We start from the raw sequence: 12,373 nt of genomic DNA, 5'->3' as shown, positions 1-12,373 counted from the left end.
CCCGTGAACGCCGCGCTCTGAACTCCCTCGATGAAATCCGGGGGAACAGGTAAGAGGTGTCAGACTCGGAACACTAGGTAAACTGGCAGATGATCCTCATCATCGTCTTACTCCCTCGTATTATTGTACGCAGCACAAGCTTTTTTTTCAATTAGAATACCCGCTCAGCGCGAATAGCCCTGACATCTTTCAGCCATAAGGCGTAGAGCAACTGGACAATCTAAGCCAAAAAACGAAGGCACAAGAAGACACCTGCCGCAAATTCGGGCTGAGACATAATTAAATTTTATGTTTATATTCAATACGTTAAGAGATGCATTATCCGCCAAATCCGGCACCTCAAGCTTCTTATTCCCGCCCGTGTATTAAAGTAACTAGGATTTTAGCAAGGCGCGCGCGAATGGACCGCGCGCGCTCTGATTGGCTGAATTCCGCCCAATCGTTCAAGTACGACAACTCATTTCAGCGGTTTGCAACCGCCCGCAAGGTTGTTGCATCCGGCGCTTCAAATGCACGACGCAGAAAACCAACAAGCGCATCATGCACCTCGTTCGCCGCACCACCTGCACCATACAAATTGATGCTGTGCATGGGCAGATCAGGCAAGGCACCCCCATGATCGATCCGATCAAGATGCGGCGGCTCTGTCCCTTCGATCATGGTGTGCACAGCCAGATCCGCGCTGACTGTTGCCTCGATCGTGCGATCGCTTTCAGTTTCGACAACCACGTCCCATGGAATGTCCGCCGCATCCAACCCTTCGACAACTCTTGGTCGGAATGTGCACTGCCGACCAAAAGCGAGCTTTAGCGGGCGTTGACGCCACGCCGACCCGCCCGGTGCACCCACCCAGCAGAGCGGTTTTGTGCACAGCTGTTCACCACCGGCATCCATGCCGGTTTCGGTCGTGAGGATGATATCGCAGGCACCCTTGGCGAATTCTGCCTTGAGCCGTCGGGTGTACGAGCTGTCAAGCTGCACTTTCACCCGGGGAAAGGCGGCATGAAACTGCTTCAATACGCGTGGAATGGCCGGATACACGATGTCATGAGGCACACCCAGCGTAATCTCGCCTTCATATGCCTGGTCTGTCAGCCGTGTGATCACCTCATCATTCAACGCAACCATACGGCGGGCGAAGACCAGCAACTGTTCACCAGACGCCGTCAGGGCAATGGTCCGGCCGGATCGGTCAAAAAGGTCGAGGCCCAGCAATTCCTCCAACCGCTTCAGCTGCATCGAGACGGCCGATTGTGTCAGATGCAAAAACCCTGCCGCCCGCGTGACACCGCCGCTTTCCGCAACAGCGACAAACGACCGAAGCGTCGTTATATCCAAATTTCTCACATCACACTCCCTGATGCTTCACATCAAAAACATTCGTTTTAAGAATGTGCCATAATCCTCCATATACATCAAGGAACTTGATTTAACCCGGCCTACCCATCACAGATTTAGAAAGGATTGCCCCCATGGCCCTTACCGACATCACAGCCCGTCACGCCAACATGAACCGGGGCGCACGCCGCATTCCGACACTGGGCACGCTCTTTGCAGTCTGGAAATCCCGTCGCGCCCTGGCACGTTTGGATTCGCAGCGCCTGAACGACATCGGCATCAAAGCGGACCGCGCCGCGCGTGAAAGCGCAAAGCCCATCTGGGACGTACCGGCAAACTGGCGTAACTGATCATTTTAAAGCTGTATGACTCAACAGTGCGGCATTTATGACAAATTCGGTCGGAATGTCGCACTGAACCGGCAGGAATGCCCCTAAAAACCCTTGAATGACAAGGGAACTGACCCGATATTTAGCGCAATGCGGGCGTAAATCCGCGACCGGTGGATCAGCCGCCGGGCATTGTATTAATTTGGAGGTCAACCATGGCTGAGTTGAATTCGATCCGGTCCGCGGCCGGTACACGCGCCGCCCAGATCGATGCGGGCCTACGCGCCCACATGAACAAAGTGTATGGCACCATGTCGGTCGGCATGCTCATCACTGCACTGGCAGCTTGGGCCATCGCCGGCCTTGCCGTCACATCCGACCCGAACGGGGCAACCATCGCACTGCGCGAAGGCCAGTACCTGACAGGCTTGGGCGAAGTCCTTTATACCACGCCACTGCGCTGGGTTGTTATGTTTGCGCCTCTTGCCTTCCTGCTGTTCGGCTGGCGCGCGCTGATGCGCCGTGGCTCTGCAGCCGCCGTACAGCTTGGGTTCTTCATCTTCGCCGCCGTCATGGGCGTCTCGATGAGCTCGATCTTTCTGGTCTTCACGCCGTTCTCGATCACCCAGACCTTCCTGGTCACCGCGATCGCTTTCGCCGGTCTGAGCCTCTATGGCTACACCACCAAGAAAGACCTGAGCGGCATGGGCACCTTCCTGATGATGGGCGTGATCGGCTTGATCGTCGCGATGATCATTAACCTGTTCTTGCAGTCTGGTGTGATGATGATGGCAATCTCCGCCATCGGCGTTCTGATCTTTGCGGGTCTGACAGCATTCTACACGCAGGACATCAAGAACACGTATGTGGCGCACGCCGCCCACGGGGATCAGGATTGGCTGGACAAGGCCGCCATCGATGGCGCGCTAAGCCTCTACATCTCGTTCCTGAACATGTTCCAGTTCCTGCTCATGTTCATGGGACAGCAGGAATAGCACTGGCATTCCGTTGCATTAAAAGGGCCGGTCACAACGACCGGCCCTTTTTCGTTCGAAGCTCAAAGGCCACATGATGACGGTTATCAAAGCCGGGACGGCGCGCGTCGAAACCGGCGGCGCAGACAGCACCCTTGGCCCCTATCGGGCCGAGTTGACCAGTGAAACGGGTGGCGCCTGACCCAGTTCGGCGCCTTTATCGAGGAACTGCCGCCCGGCTCGCGCAGCTCGCACACACACTGGCATCAGACCGAAGACGAAATGGTGTTGATCCTGTCCGGGACCCCGACCCTGATCGAAAACGAAGCCGAGACTGACTTGCATCCCGGTGATGCCGCCTGCTGGCCCGCCGGAGAAGCCGTCGCGCATAGCCTGCACAACCGGACCGACGCGCCTGTTCGCTATGTCGTGATCGGAACCCGCGCGCCCAGTGACACGGTTACATATCCCGGCCTTGATCGTGTGTTGATCTATGACCGCACCACGCAAACACGTATCTATCAAACGATCGACGGTCGTCCCGCCACAAAACCCGAGTAAGGCATCAAGCGTCAAAGATCCTGCATCATCCGCACTGATGGAAAGCTGATGCCACCGGTCAGCTGCACGTCTATGGGGCCCACCTCATCGAATCCCACGGCCTTGTAGAACGGCACCGCAGTGCGTGTGGCCCAGCATTCCATGCGGATCACACCGGTCGCTCGCGACATATCGAACGAGTGATTCATCAAACGCCGTCCCACCCCACGGCGCAGCGCGCGATCATCCGTCACCACGTGCCGGATATGACCCAAAGAGCTATTCTTTCGATCCGGCGTCCAGCCGCCTGCCCCCAGGATACGCCCATCCTCTTCAGCCACGTAATACGTGCCGCAAGCCAGCAACTCGGGCCGCGCCCGGCTGATGATCGGCAAGGCGGTGACAAGAACCGAAGGCGGATAATCCGCCTTGAGCAGCTTCGGATACGTCCGCGCCAAAAGCGCATCCACCGCTGCCATGTCTTGGGACGTGCTGGGCCGAACAATCATGACAGGTCCTCCAGAAAGCAACGCACGGCACGTGGATGCGTCAGATGGCGCACGGAAAGAGTCTCGGGCGCCCCCGCGATCAAGGCCTGCAGCCGCACCCGCCCGCTGTGCCGCGTACGCCAGATGAAGCGGTAGAACTCCAGGGTTTCGCCGTGAATGCCCTCGACACAGCCTTCAGCCATATCCGGGCGGCGTTGCCCCCAGTACAGGAACAGCCGTTTCGTCACGCGCCACAGGCACAAGCTAACAGGCATGTCCAGCCATATCAGCGTATCGGCCCGGCTGACGCGGTGATCATAAGTCGTGGAAAACCCACCTTCAAAGATCCACTCCTCCCCCCGCTCAACACGGATGGCCATGTCACCGCGCAGGTCGCGCGGCCGTTGTGTCCAATCTGGCAACCAATGGATGTGATCCATGTGATGTACAGGCAAGCCAGTCCGCTGACCCAGCAGGCGCGCCAAGGTACTTTTGCCCGACCCCGGTCCTCCGACAATCATCACGCGTTTCATTCTGTCGCCCCATGTGCCGCATCGTAGATGTAACTCTTGTCGTGCTTGGCGGTGACCCACATGCCCATTGCGGACGTCGCATCCCTCTGATCAGCAACAGGCACATCCCACAGCCGACCAACCAGCGCCCTGCTCACCGGATCACGCATCACCCAGCCATATGCTGGCTCCCACGTGATGGCGAGGTCGGGTCGATCCCTGCGCAGGAACTGGCCCGGCATCTGCGGGTCACGGGCAAAATGATAGACCAACCCATCACACCGGCGCGTCAGCGTGAACGCATCCATGATACCTCTCCACAACGAAAAAGGCCGCGTCCCGATGGGCGCAGCCTTTGAATTCAAAAGAAAACGATCTTACTTGATCTTGCCTTCTTTGTATTCGACGTGCTTGCGCGCCACGGGATCGTATTTCCGGACGACCATTTTCTCGGTCATCGTGCGCGCATTTTTCTTGGTCACATAGAAGTGGCCGGTGCCTGCGGTCGAGTTCAGGCGGATCTTGATCGTGGTTGGCTTGGCCATCTGCTGTCTCCTGCATCGCCAAGTAAGCCAAGTGGGCCCGCTGGCGGGAAATTCGATTGAACCGCGCTTTTACCCGCGCCGTTCCCCGAGTCAACCCCAACACGTGCGAGTTCGGGAACCAATTCGATCATTCGCGCTGCAGATCTGAATACGGCCCAATTCGTCAGGTCACATGCGGTCAAAGTGTTCAATTTCCTGTGCCGATCGTTCAGCTAGCTGGACAGATGGCACTGTGCGTGCCCAACTCATCACCATGCTTGACCCGCTCAGCGATATCCTCACACGGCTCACCCTCAACGGCACGCTCTACTTTCGGACATCGTTCACGCCGCCCTGGGGGGTTGCCGTGCCCGAATACGAGAACGTCGCCCGGTTCCATTTCGCACACCGAGGGGACTGCCGGGTTCGGATCAAACCCACGGACACGTTGGTCACACTGGCCCAAGGCGACCTGATCATTATTCCGCACGGGGCAGCACATGACCTGATCAGCGGGCGAGAAACCCAAAGCGCAGTACTGCCGCTCGATACCGTCTTGGAACGCTCGGGCTATAGCGGCCGCGGCGTGCTGGTCCATGGCGGAAACGACGATGACCGCGAAACGCAACTGATTTGCGGTCATTTCTCGCTAGCACCCCGCGCCTCGCACATGCTGTTTGACCAACTGCCTGATCACATCCTGATCCGGAACTACGGCGAAAGTGCCGGACGCTGGATGGACAGCTCGTTGCGCCTGATCGCGGACGAGGCAGGCCAGGACCAGTTCGGCGGCGACCTCATTGCCCAGAAAATTTCTGAAGTACTCTTTGTTCAGGCGCTGCGCACTTTCATCGAAACCGATGCAGCGGCCCATGTCGGCCTCGCAGGCTTTGCCGACCCGCACATTTCACGCGCTCTGGCGGCCTTTCACCGCGACCCGGGTGAAACCTGGACGGTCGAGGGGCTGGCCCGGGCGGCAGGTCAATCGCGGACAGGGTTCGCGGTGCACTTTTCCAAGACAATGGGGCTGGCCCCGATGGAGTATCTGACACAGTGGCGTATGCAGATCGCCCAGCAGGATCTGATTGCGCGGACAAAACCGATCACAGATATCGCCCGCGATGTCGGCTACGCGTCGAATTCGGCATTCGCACGGGTCTTCAAACGCGAAACCGGTCAAAGCCCCGCAGCCTTTCGGAACGAACACACACCGGGTCACGGCAAAAGACTCAATTAGTTCGAATTTCCGAACGATCAGACAAGAACACTGAACGCCCTGAAATAGAAACAAGGCCTGCCGATGGGCACATTCCTTTCATCAAGGCGGCCACGCGCTGCACAGATTTCGAAAGGAACCCTCATGTCCATGCGTTTCGTGAGCAAGGAAATACACGCCTATCTCGACTATCCGGTGGCCATTGGCCTGATGGCAATGCCTAGCCTTCTTGGGCTTGGTCAGTCACACCCACTGGCCTTTTGGTTGTCGGTCGTCACGGGCATTGCCGCACTGATCCTCACGGTGCTGACCGATCATCATCTGGGGCTGATCCGCATCCTGCCTTACAAACTCCACCTTGCCGTCGACGGCGCGGTCGGGGCCGTCTTTCTGATCGCGCCCTTCGTGTTCGGCTTCTCCAGCCTTGACGCGCTGTACTACTGGGGGCTTGGCGCCACGGTGGTCCTTGTCGTCTCTCTCCACAAAGGTGAGACGGCGGCGCCCGGACTGCTCTGAGCAGCGCGCCACCACACGCTCCATCCCGTACGACCCTGCTCTCTCATTGGCGCGGACACACGGCGTCAATCCAACCGGGCTGTGCCCGATCACCCTCGAAACGGAAGGAAAATCCATGTTTCGCACTCTCACCCTCGCCTCTGTCATGGCCTGCGCGGCCGCGTTCTCTCTGGCCACGGGCGCAATGGCTGCCGACGAATACAACGTGTCGACCGGCCTGACCGGCGCTGGCGCACCTCTGGGCCTGCACGGCGTCGACCCGGTGGCCTTCATCGCCTCGGGCGACCCCGTGGTCGGCACCGCACAGCACACTGTTTTGCATGACGGCGTGGCCTACCGCTTTGCCACGGCCCAGAACAGCGACGCGTTCCAAGCAGATCCAGCCGCGTATCTGCCGCAGAACGGTGGCTTCTGCACCTTCGGCGTTTCAGTTGGCAAGAAATTCGATGGCGATCCCGACTATGCCGCAATCATCGACGACAAGCTCTATGTCTTTCTGAACGAGGACATCTTCAAAGCCTTCAACACGGACCGGGACGGTACGATCACCAAGGCGGCGACCAACTGGAAGGACATCCGCAGCACGGCAGTCGAAGACCTCTGACCGATCTGGCAGTGTATGACGATGGAACAGGCAAGCGCACCCCGCTTGCCTGTTCTGGCTTGGGGTGATGCGCGCGGAGGGGCTGTAAGCCGGATTCTGTCTAGGACGGTTGCCCGCCCCGAGATGACCATTCATCTTGGGATGCTGTTGCCAACACCCCTCTAGCTGCCAACCCGGACCTGCTGGGGCAAAAGCATCCCCGGACTGTTGCCAGCCCACGCGGTCCCTATTTGGCATTGCTCCCGGTGGGGCTTGCCATGCCGTCCCGGTTGCCCGGGGCGCGGTGGGCTCTTACCCCACCTTTTCACCTTTACCCCAGCGTCCGCTGCGCGGGCGCGTCGAGGTAGTCTGATTTCTGTGGCGCTGTCCGTCGGGTTGCCCCGCCCGGGTGTTACCCGGCACCGTTGCTTCTTGGAGTCCGGACTTTCCTCTCAGACAGGTTGCCCCGCCCAAGCGGCCATCCGCCCCTCCGCGCCCGCTGCCCTTACGTGTGAGAGCCGGGGCGCGTCAATGGGGTCCTTGGAGCAAGTTGTGGGTTTGGGAGCCTCCGGCGGTGGTATTTTCAGTCAGAAGAAACATGGACCTCAGGCCCACGTGGCCCTGTGCCTGATCGGAGTGAAGTCTTCTGGCTCAATCGGACCAGACTTGAACGGCCTGAAGCGCAAGCGCACAGCCGCTAGAAGTGTTTCGGGGTCGGTATCAGCGGTGTAACCGGCCAATCTGGCCAGCTTTGCAAAATTCTCAAGGTCTGGATCGGCGGGGCCAAGATCATGTCCACGCCTTGCGGCAAGGCCCTGTGTCTCAAGGCGCGCCCAATCGAACCAGGGGCCGGGGTCAAATTTGCGTCCCGGCGCCATGTCCGAATGACCAATGACATTGACGCATGGGATATCCCAACCGTGCAAGATCATGCGCAACAGCACCTCAAGGCTTTGCATCAGCGGTTCGGTAAAGGGACCCTGCCCGTCATTGTCGAGTTCAATGCCGATAGAGCGCGAATTCATGTCAGAGAGGCCCCGCCACTCCCCTGCCCCGGCATGCCACGCGCGCAGCCCTTCGGGTACCAGCTGGGTGACACGTCCAGTCTTGCAGATCATGTAGTGAGCAGAAACTTCTGCCCTCGGATCGCATAACCGCCCGATCGCGGCCTCTGCAGTATCCATCGCAGTGTAGTGCAACACGACAAGGCGCGGCGTCAGGCCGTCACGGCGCGGCCCGCAATTCGGCGAAGGATGCTGGTGCCTGATCAGTTGCCAGCCGCCCGGCGGAACGGGGCCGGATCCCAGCCGCAGGCATAACCGTCCCCATCGGGATCAATACCGCGGCGATCACGCTCGGGACCGCCACGGGCCAGAAAGTCGATCTGCGCCTCGTCCGCCGAACTGTAGACCGCACAATTGCGCTGGAACTTCGAGGTCGAGGCCACGTTGAAGCGGCGATGCACACGGGTGCCCTTGGGATGCCGGGTTTGAAGCGCGTATTGCACCACGTTGGGCTGGGCGCTGCCAGCCCGCGACGGCAAGGCCGTGGGTTGCACCACCTGATACTGCTGCCGGTTCGCCTGAATACGGGCTGCATCGCTTTCGATGGATTCGCGCGATGCCACCGCGTCGAAATTGTTTTCATCCGAGATGCCCGGATTGTTCAGGATCACGGGTGCCGCGTTCGACGGGCTGGCATTGAGCACGGCCTGACCCGAGTTGCCGCGCGCGGCCGTTGCATCGTTCTGAGCCGCGATTTGCGCCAGCTCCGCATCAAGGCCCGCTGGGTTCGACACCGCACGCGGTGCCGCGCCCTGTTGCGCCGTAGCCGCAGGGACAGAGCCTGACGCAGTTGCCGCCGCTTGACCCTGAGTTGCAGGTGGCAGGGATTGCGCGCCCACCGCAGGGGCCGCTGGCACAGCTGCCGTCGACAGCTGCGCATCACGTGCCTCGCGCGCGGCCAGCGAGCTGGGGTTGTCAAAGCCAACACCGCGACCGGGATCAACGGTGATCCCCGACCCGCTGTCGGGGACAACGGGCTGACATGCCGCCGCCACAACCGTGGCGCCGAGGATCAGGAAACTGCGGAAACTTGTCATCTGCTCTACACTTTTTTGCTCCGGTCGGATCGGATTACCACCATTTTTTTTTGCTCCGGTCGGATCGGATTACCACCATTTTTGCGGTTTTGCCACAAACCCGGCCCGTGCCTCCAGCGCATAAGCGGTGTTCAGCAAATCACCCTCTTCCCATGGGCGGCCAATCAACTGCAGGCCCAACGGCAACCCTTGGGCATCTGTCCCCGCGGGGACAGCAATGCCGGGCAGGCCTGCCATGTTGACGGTGACAGTGAAAACATCGTTCAGATACATCTGCACCGGATCATCCGACGCCTCGCCCAAACCAAAGGCCGCCGATGGCGTCGCAGGTGTCAGGATCGCGTCGATCCCTTGGGCGAACACATCCTCGAAATCCTTCTTGATCAGCGTCCGCACCTTGCGTGCACGGTTGTAGTAAGCGTCATAGAAGCCTGCCGACAGCACGTAAGTGCCTATCATCACACGGCGTTTCACCTCGTCGCCAAACCCTTCCGCACGGGTCTTCTCATACATCTCGGTGATGCCATCGCCCTGGTCCAGCTTGGCACGATGCCCATAGCGCACCCCGTCATAACGGGCGAGGTTCGAGGACGCCTCGGCCGGTGCAATCACATAGTAGGCAGGCAGCGCATACTTGGTGTGGGGCAGCGAAATATCAATAATCTCCGCCCCCGCATCGGCCAGCATCTCGCGACCCTGCGTCCACAGCGTCTCGATCTCTTCCGGCATCCCGTCCATGCGGTATTCCGCCGGTATGCCAATCTTCTTGCCCTTGATGTCACCGGTCAGCATCGCTTCGAAATTCGGCACCGGCAGATCTGCGCTGGTCGAATCCTTTGGGTCATGGCTGCACATGGCCTCCAGCATGATCGCGGCATCACGCACCGACTTGGTCATCGGCCCCGCCTGATCGAGGGACGAGGCAAACGCCACCACCCCCCAGCGCGAACACCGCCCATAGGTCGGTTTGATGCCTGTAATACCGGTGAAAGCCGCAGGCTGACGGATCGACCCGCCCGTGTCCGTACCGGTCGCAGCCAGGCAAAGATCAGCCGCCACGGCGGAGGCCGACCCACCCGACGACCCACCGGGGGTCAGGGCAGCCTCGTCATTGCCGCGACGCCACGGATTCACCGCATTGCCGTAAACGGACGTCTCGTTGGACGACCCCATGGCAAACTCATCCATGTTCAGCTTGCCCAGCATCACCGCGCCCGCATCCAGCAGGTTGCCGCTGACAGTGCTTTCATATTCGGGCAGGAAGCCTTCCAAAATGCGCGACCCGGCCTGGCTCGGCACACCCTTGGTGCAAAACAGGTCCTTGATACCAATGGGCAAGCCGCACATGTCCGGCGCATCGCCCGCCTTGATCCGCACGTCCGCCGCCTTGGCCTGATCCCGCGCAATCTCGGGCGTATTGTGGACAAAAGCGTTCAGCGCCCCTGCACCCTCGATCTCGGTCAGGCACGCCTCGGTCAATTCAACGGACGTCACATCGCCCGCACGCAGCGCATCACGGGCCTCTGCCAGCCCCAGCTTGTTCAATTCAGCCATTACTCAACCACCTTCGGCACGGCAAAGAACCCTTCACGCGCATCAGGCGCGTTGGCCAGCACCTTGTCCTGCTGCCCGCCATCCGTCACTTCATCCACACGGCGCTTCAGGCGCTGCGGGGTCACGGATGTCATGGGCTCCACACCCTCGACATCCACTTCACTCAGCTGCTCGATGAAGCCCAGAATCGTGTTGAATTCGGACGCCAGCGCCGGAAGCTGGTCTTCCTCGACCTTGATCCGGGCCAGTTTCGCCACGCGGGCGGCGGTGCTTTGATCGATGGACATGAAACCCCTCGTGTTCTCGTCTTGTCGGGCAATAGCGAAGGGATGGACCACCTTCAAGCCTTGGCCCTTGCCCCACCGGACCAATCGCCACAGATTTGAACAGGAAGGAGGCCCCATGAAGCTCAAACTACACCATGTGAACCTTGTGACAGACGATGTGGCGCGGATGGACGCGTTCTATCGCGACATCCTCGGGCTGGACCGGGAAACTGACGGTCTGCCCACGCTGGAAAAGAAAAAGGGATATGCGGGCGACGTTGCCTTTGTCACGGACGGGGCCATCCAGACGCATCTTGCGCAAAAGGACCCGCTGGCGGGGTTTCGGTCAGGACAGATGGTGAACCCGGTCAGCCACGGCCACATCGCCTACCGCACCGACGATCTCGCGGCGTTCAAGGCGCATCTAGACGCACAGGACATTCCCTATGCCGATTGGGGCCATCAAGCCGTGGAAGGCTGGGACCAGATCTTTTTCTATGACCCCGACGGCAACGTCATCGAAGTGCATCAGGTGTCCGACACGACTTGATTGCATCCAGCTATGGACGACACGTAGCGGCGATACACTTCGATCATCCAGCCCAGCATGATCCCGTTCAGGATGTGCCACAGGAAATGGGTGCCCATCGGGATCTGTGCGCATAGCATTCCATCCACAGACCGTGCGGTCAGGGACAGAAACAGGATCACAGCCCCGATGACAAAGCCCCGCGCCAAGACCGGGGCACGCCGCCACAACAGCGCGGCGTAGATCAGGATCAGCACCGGAACAGGGATGTATCCCGCCGACACGCCCAGCACAGGCAACCCCTGGAACACCGGCACGGTAAGCGCGGCATAGGGGATGAACGCCGCCGTGGCCGCTCCGGCCAGCCAAGGCCGCATCCCCCAGACATCCCGGTTCACGGCAAACAGATAGACCAGAATGAACACACCGATCGGCGCCACATCTGCAATCGCCGCCCAGACCTGCGCATGGGTGTGAAACAGGTAACTGCCGATCCCGATCAGGCCCAGAGTAACCGACAGCGCCCGGGCCATCGGCACGCCCGCACTGCGCCGCCACATCCAAAGCGCCGCAATGACAAAGGCAGCATTGGTCACGGCATTCACCGGTTCAGCCCAATACCCCGGACCCAACCGCTCGCAATACCCGTCGATCTCACGCAACAATTTCATGCCACTCACCTACGCTGCCCCGCGCCGGGATCAAGGTCCGTACGTTGCGTTAACCTCACCTCGACCGCCCGTTGGGGGTGTACGGATGCTGCACGCAGGGTGACACCCTGCCATACGCCCTTAAACTCCGTAAATACCGGGTAAATCCCAGCGCGAATCGGCCCCATCTTCCCTGTTTCAAAAAAATCCCCGCCGGAGGCTCCCGCACTCTCAATTCGGCGCTAAACTCGCC

General features: G+C 59.9%; 17 protein-coding genes and 1 other RNA gene. 7 read left to right on the top strand and 11 right to left on the bottom strand.

Annotated elements, in window-relative coordinates; all coding sequences use genetic code 11:
• Positions 1–462: 462 nt before the first annotated feature.
• Positions 463–1,347, bottom strand: coding sequence for a LysR family transcriptional regulator (locus Q1A75_RS08665; protein ID WP_299553480.1), 885 nt, complete (start codon positions 1,345–1,347; stop codon positions 463–465).
• A gap of 125 nt (positions 1,348–1,472) precedes the next feature.
• Here Q1A75_RS08665 and Q1A75_RS08660 point away from each other — a divergent pair, with 125 nt between their 5' ends.
• The 3 genes from Q1A75_RS08660 (at position 1,473) to Q1A75_RS08650 (ending at position 3,202) form a co-directional block, all read left to right on the top strand.
• Positions 1,473–1,688, top strand: a complete 216-nt coding sequence (locus tag Q1A75_RS08660) for a hypothetical protein (protein WP_299553477.1) — start codon at positions 1,473–1,475, stop codon at positions 1,686–1,688.
• A gap of 194 nt (positions 1,689–1,882) precedes the next feature.
• The gene (locus tag Q1A75_RS08655) at positions 1,883–2,662 is read left to right on the top strand and encodes a Bax inhibitor-1/YccA family protein (RefSeq protein ID WP_299553474.1); all 780 of its coding nucleotides are present in this window, start codon (positions 1,883–1,885) and stop codon (positions 2,660–2,662) included.
• Between the two features lie 177 nt (positions 2,663–2,839).
• Positions 2,840–3,202, top strand: a complete 363-nt coding sequence (locus tag Q1A75_RS08650) for a cupin domain-containing protein (RefSeq protein ID WP_366142191.1) — start codon at positions 2,840–2,842, stop codon at positions 3,200–3,202.
• Positions 3,203–3,213: 11 nt separating this feature from the next.
• On the opposite strand, the gene Q1A75_RS08645 is transcribed toward Q1A75_RS08650, so the two are convergent.
• From Q1A75_RS08645 to rpmG, 4 genes are all read right to left on the bottom strand, one after another.
• On the bottom strand, positions 3,214–3,690 hold the full coding sequence (locus Q1A75_RS08645; RefSeq protein ID WP_299553472.1) for a GNAT family N-acetyltransferase: 477 nt from the start codon (positions 3,688–3,690) through the stop codon (positions 3,214–3,216).
• Positions 3,687–4,202: an AAA family ATPase gene (locus Q1A75_RS08640; protein ID WP_299553470.1), complete on the bottom strand. Its 516-nt coding sequence runs from the start codon at positions 4,200–4,202 to the stop codon at positions 3,687–3,689. The genes Q1A75_RS08645 and Q1A75_RS08640 overlap by 4 nt, the downstream gene beginning before the upstream one ends.
• Entirely contained in the window at positions 4,199–4,489 is a 291-nt protein-coding gene (locus tag Q1A75_RS08635) for a hypothetical protein (protein WP_299553467.1), read from the bottom strand. The genes Q1A75_RS08640 and Q1A75_RS08635 overlap by 4 nt, the downstream gene beginning before the upstream one ends.
• 69 nt (positions 4,490–4,558) lie before the next feature.
• Complete coding sequence (rpmG, locus tag Q1A75_RS08630) at positions 4,559–4,726, bottom strand: 50S ribosomal protein L33 (protein WP_039682682.1); 168 nt, start codon at positions 4,724–4,726, stop codon at positions 4,559–4,561.
• A 253-nt stretch (positions 4,727–4,979) separates the two neighbouring features.
• On the opposite strand from rpmG, the gene Q1A75_RS08625 reads away from it, so the two are divergent.
• The 3 genes from Q1A75_RS08625 (at position 4,980) to Q1A75_RS08615 (ending at position 7,041) form a co-directional block, all read left to right on the top strand.
• Positions 4,980–5,942, top strand: coding sequence for an AraC family transcriptional regulator (locus Q1A75_RS08625; RefSeq protein WP_299553464.1), 963 nt, complete (start codon positions 4,980–4,982; stop codon positions 5,940–5,942).
• Between the two features lie 123 nt (positions 5,943–6,065).
• Positions 6,066–6,437, top strand: coding sequence for a hypothetical protein (locus Q1A75_RS08620; protein WP_299553461.1), 372 nt, complete (start codon positions 6,066–6,068; stop codon positions 6,435–6,437).
• A gap of 115 nt (positions 6,438–6,552) precedes the next feature.
• Positions 6,553–7,041 (top strand): YHS domain-containing (seleno)protein, encoded by a 489-nt coding sequence (locus Q1A75_RS08615; protein ID WP_299553458.1) that lies wholly within the window; start codon positions 6,553–6,555, stop codon positions 7,039–7,041.
• 69 nt (positions 7,042–7,110) lie between these two features.
• Here the strand turns inward: Q1A75_RS08615 and rnpB are convergent.
• The 5 genes from rnpB to gatC all read right to left on the bottom strand — a co-directional run bounded on the left by rnpB (position 7,111) and on the right by gatC (position 10,962).
• Positions 7,111–7,514: RNase P RNA component class A (gene rnpB, locus Q1A75_RS08610), an RNA gene on the bottom strand.
• 111 nt (positions 7,515–7,625) lie between these two features.
• Positions 7,626–8,291, bottom strand: coding sequence for an N-acetylmuramoyl-L-alanine amidase (locus Q1A75_RS08605; RefSeq protein ID WP_299553497.1), 666 nt, complete (start codon positions 8,289–8,291; stop codon positions 7,626–7,628).
• Positions 8,288–9,121, bottom strand: coding sequence for a hypothetical protein (locus Q1A75_RS08600; protein ID WP_299553455.1), 834 nt, complete (start codon positions 9,119–9,121; stop codon positions 8,288–8,290). The genes Q1A75_RS08605 and Q1A75_RS08600 overlap by 4 nt, the downstream gene beginning before the upstream one ends.
• A gap of 69 nt (positions 9,122–9,190) precedes the next feature.
• A complete protein-coding gene (gene gatA / locus Q1A75_RS08595; RefSeq protein WP_299553452.1) occupies positions 9,191–10,675 on the bottom strand; it encodes an Asp-tRNA(Asn)/Glu-tRNA(Gln) amidotransferase subunit GatA in 1,485 nt (494 codons plus the stop codon).
• Positions 10,675–10,962 carry an Asp-tRNA(Asn)/Glu-tRNA(Gln) amidotransferase subunit GatC gene (gene gatC, locus Q1A75_RS08590; RefSeq protein ID WP_189369072.1) on the bottom strand — a complete coding sequence of 96 codons (288 nt, stop codon included), beginning with the start codon at positions 10,960–10,962 and terminating at the stop codon, positions 10,675–10,677. Before gatC ends, gatA begins: the two co-directional genes overlap by 1 nt.
• 115 nt (positions 10,963–11,077) lie before the next feature.
• Between gatC and Q1A75_RS08585 the strand changes: the two genes are divergently transcribed.
• Entirely contained in the window at positions 11,078–11,491 is a 414-nt protein-coding gene (locus Q1A75_RS08585) for a VOC family protein (RefSeq protein ID WP_299553449.1), read from the top strand.
• On the opposite strand, the gene Q1A75_RS08580 is transcribed toward Q1A75_RS08585, so the two are convergent.
• Complete coding sequence (locus Q1A75_RS08580; protein WP_299553446.1) at positions 11,470–12,141, bottom strand: ceramidase domain-containing protein; 672 nt, start codon at positions 12,139–12,141, stop codon at positions 11,470–11,472. The two genes, Q1A75_RS08585 and Q1A75_RS08580, sit on opposite strands and share 22 nt — an antisense overlap.
• Between the last annotated feature and the right edge of the window lie 232 nt (positions 12,142–12,373).

It is taken from the genome of uncultured Tateyamaria sp., from assembly GCF_947504105.1.
GTDB lineage: Bacteria > Pseudomonadota > Alphaproteobacteria > Rhodobacterales > Rhodobacteraceae > Tateyamaria.
Note: the sequence above shows the minus strand (reverse complement) of the source record. Positions and strands in the feature narration are given on the sequence as shown.

Excerpts from the sequence above, each read along its gene's own strand:
- Q1A75_RS08660 (WP_299553477.1), top strand. The coding sequence starts at position 1,473 with ATGGCCCTTACCGACATCACAGCCCGTCACGCCAACATGAACCGGGGC.
- Q1A75_RS08655 (WP_299553474.1), top strand. The coding sequence starts at position 1,883 with ATGGCTGAGTTGAATTCGATCCGGTCCGCGGCCGGTACACGCGCCGCC.
- Q1A75_RS08645 (WP_299553472.1), bottom strand. The coding sequence starts at position 3,690 with ATGATTGTTCGGCCCAGCACGTCCCAAGACATGGCAGCGGTGGATGCG.
- Q1A75_RS08640 (WP_299553470.1), bottom strand. The coding sequence starts at position 4,202 with ATGAAACGCGTGATGATTGTCGGAGGACCGGGGTCGGGCAAAAGTACC.
- Q1A75_RS08635 (WP_299553467.1), bottom strand. The coding sequence starts at position 4,489 with ATGGATGCGTTCACGCTGACGCGCCGGTGTGATGGGTTGGTCTATCAT.
- rpmG (WP_039682682.1), bottom strand. The coding sequence starts at position 4,726 with ATGGCCAAGCCAACCACGATCAAGATCCGCCTGAACTCGACCGCAGGC.
- Q1A75_RS08625 (WP_299553464.1), top strand. The coding sequence starts at position 4,980 with ATGCTTGACCCGCTCAGCGATATCCTCACACGGCTCACCCTCAACGGC.
- Q1A75_RS08620 (WP_299553461.1), top strand. The coding sequence starts at position 6,066 with ATGTCCATGCGTTTCGTGAGCAAGGAAATACACGCCTATCTCGACTAT.
- Q1A75_RS08615 (WP_299553458.1), top strand. The coding sequence starts at position 6,553 with ATGTTTCGCACTCTCACCCTCGCCTCTGTCATGGCCTGCGCGGCCGCG.
- Q1A75_RS08600 (WP_299553455.1), bottom strand. The coding sequence starts at position 9,121 with ATGACAAGTTTCCGCAGTTTCCTGATCCTCGGCGCCACGGTTGTGGCG.
- gatA (WP_299553452.1), bottom strand. The coding sequence starts at position 10,675 with ATGGCTGAATTGAACAAGCTGGGGCTGGCAGAGGCCCGTGATGCGCTG.
- gatC (WP_189369072.1), bottom strand. The coding sequence starts at position 10,962 with ATGTCCATCGATCAAAGCACCGCCGCCCGCGTGGCGAAACTGGCCCGG.
- Q1A75_RS08585 (WP_299553449.1), top strand. The coding sequence starts at position 11,078 with ATGAAGCTCAAACTACACCATGTGAACCTTGTGACAGACGATGTGGCG.
- Q1A75_RS08580 (WP_299553446.1), bottom strand. The coding sequence starts at position 12,141 with ATGAAATTGTTGCGTGAGATCGACGGGTATTGCGAGCGGTTGGGTCCG.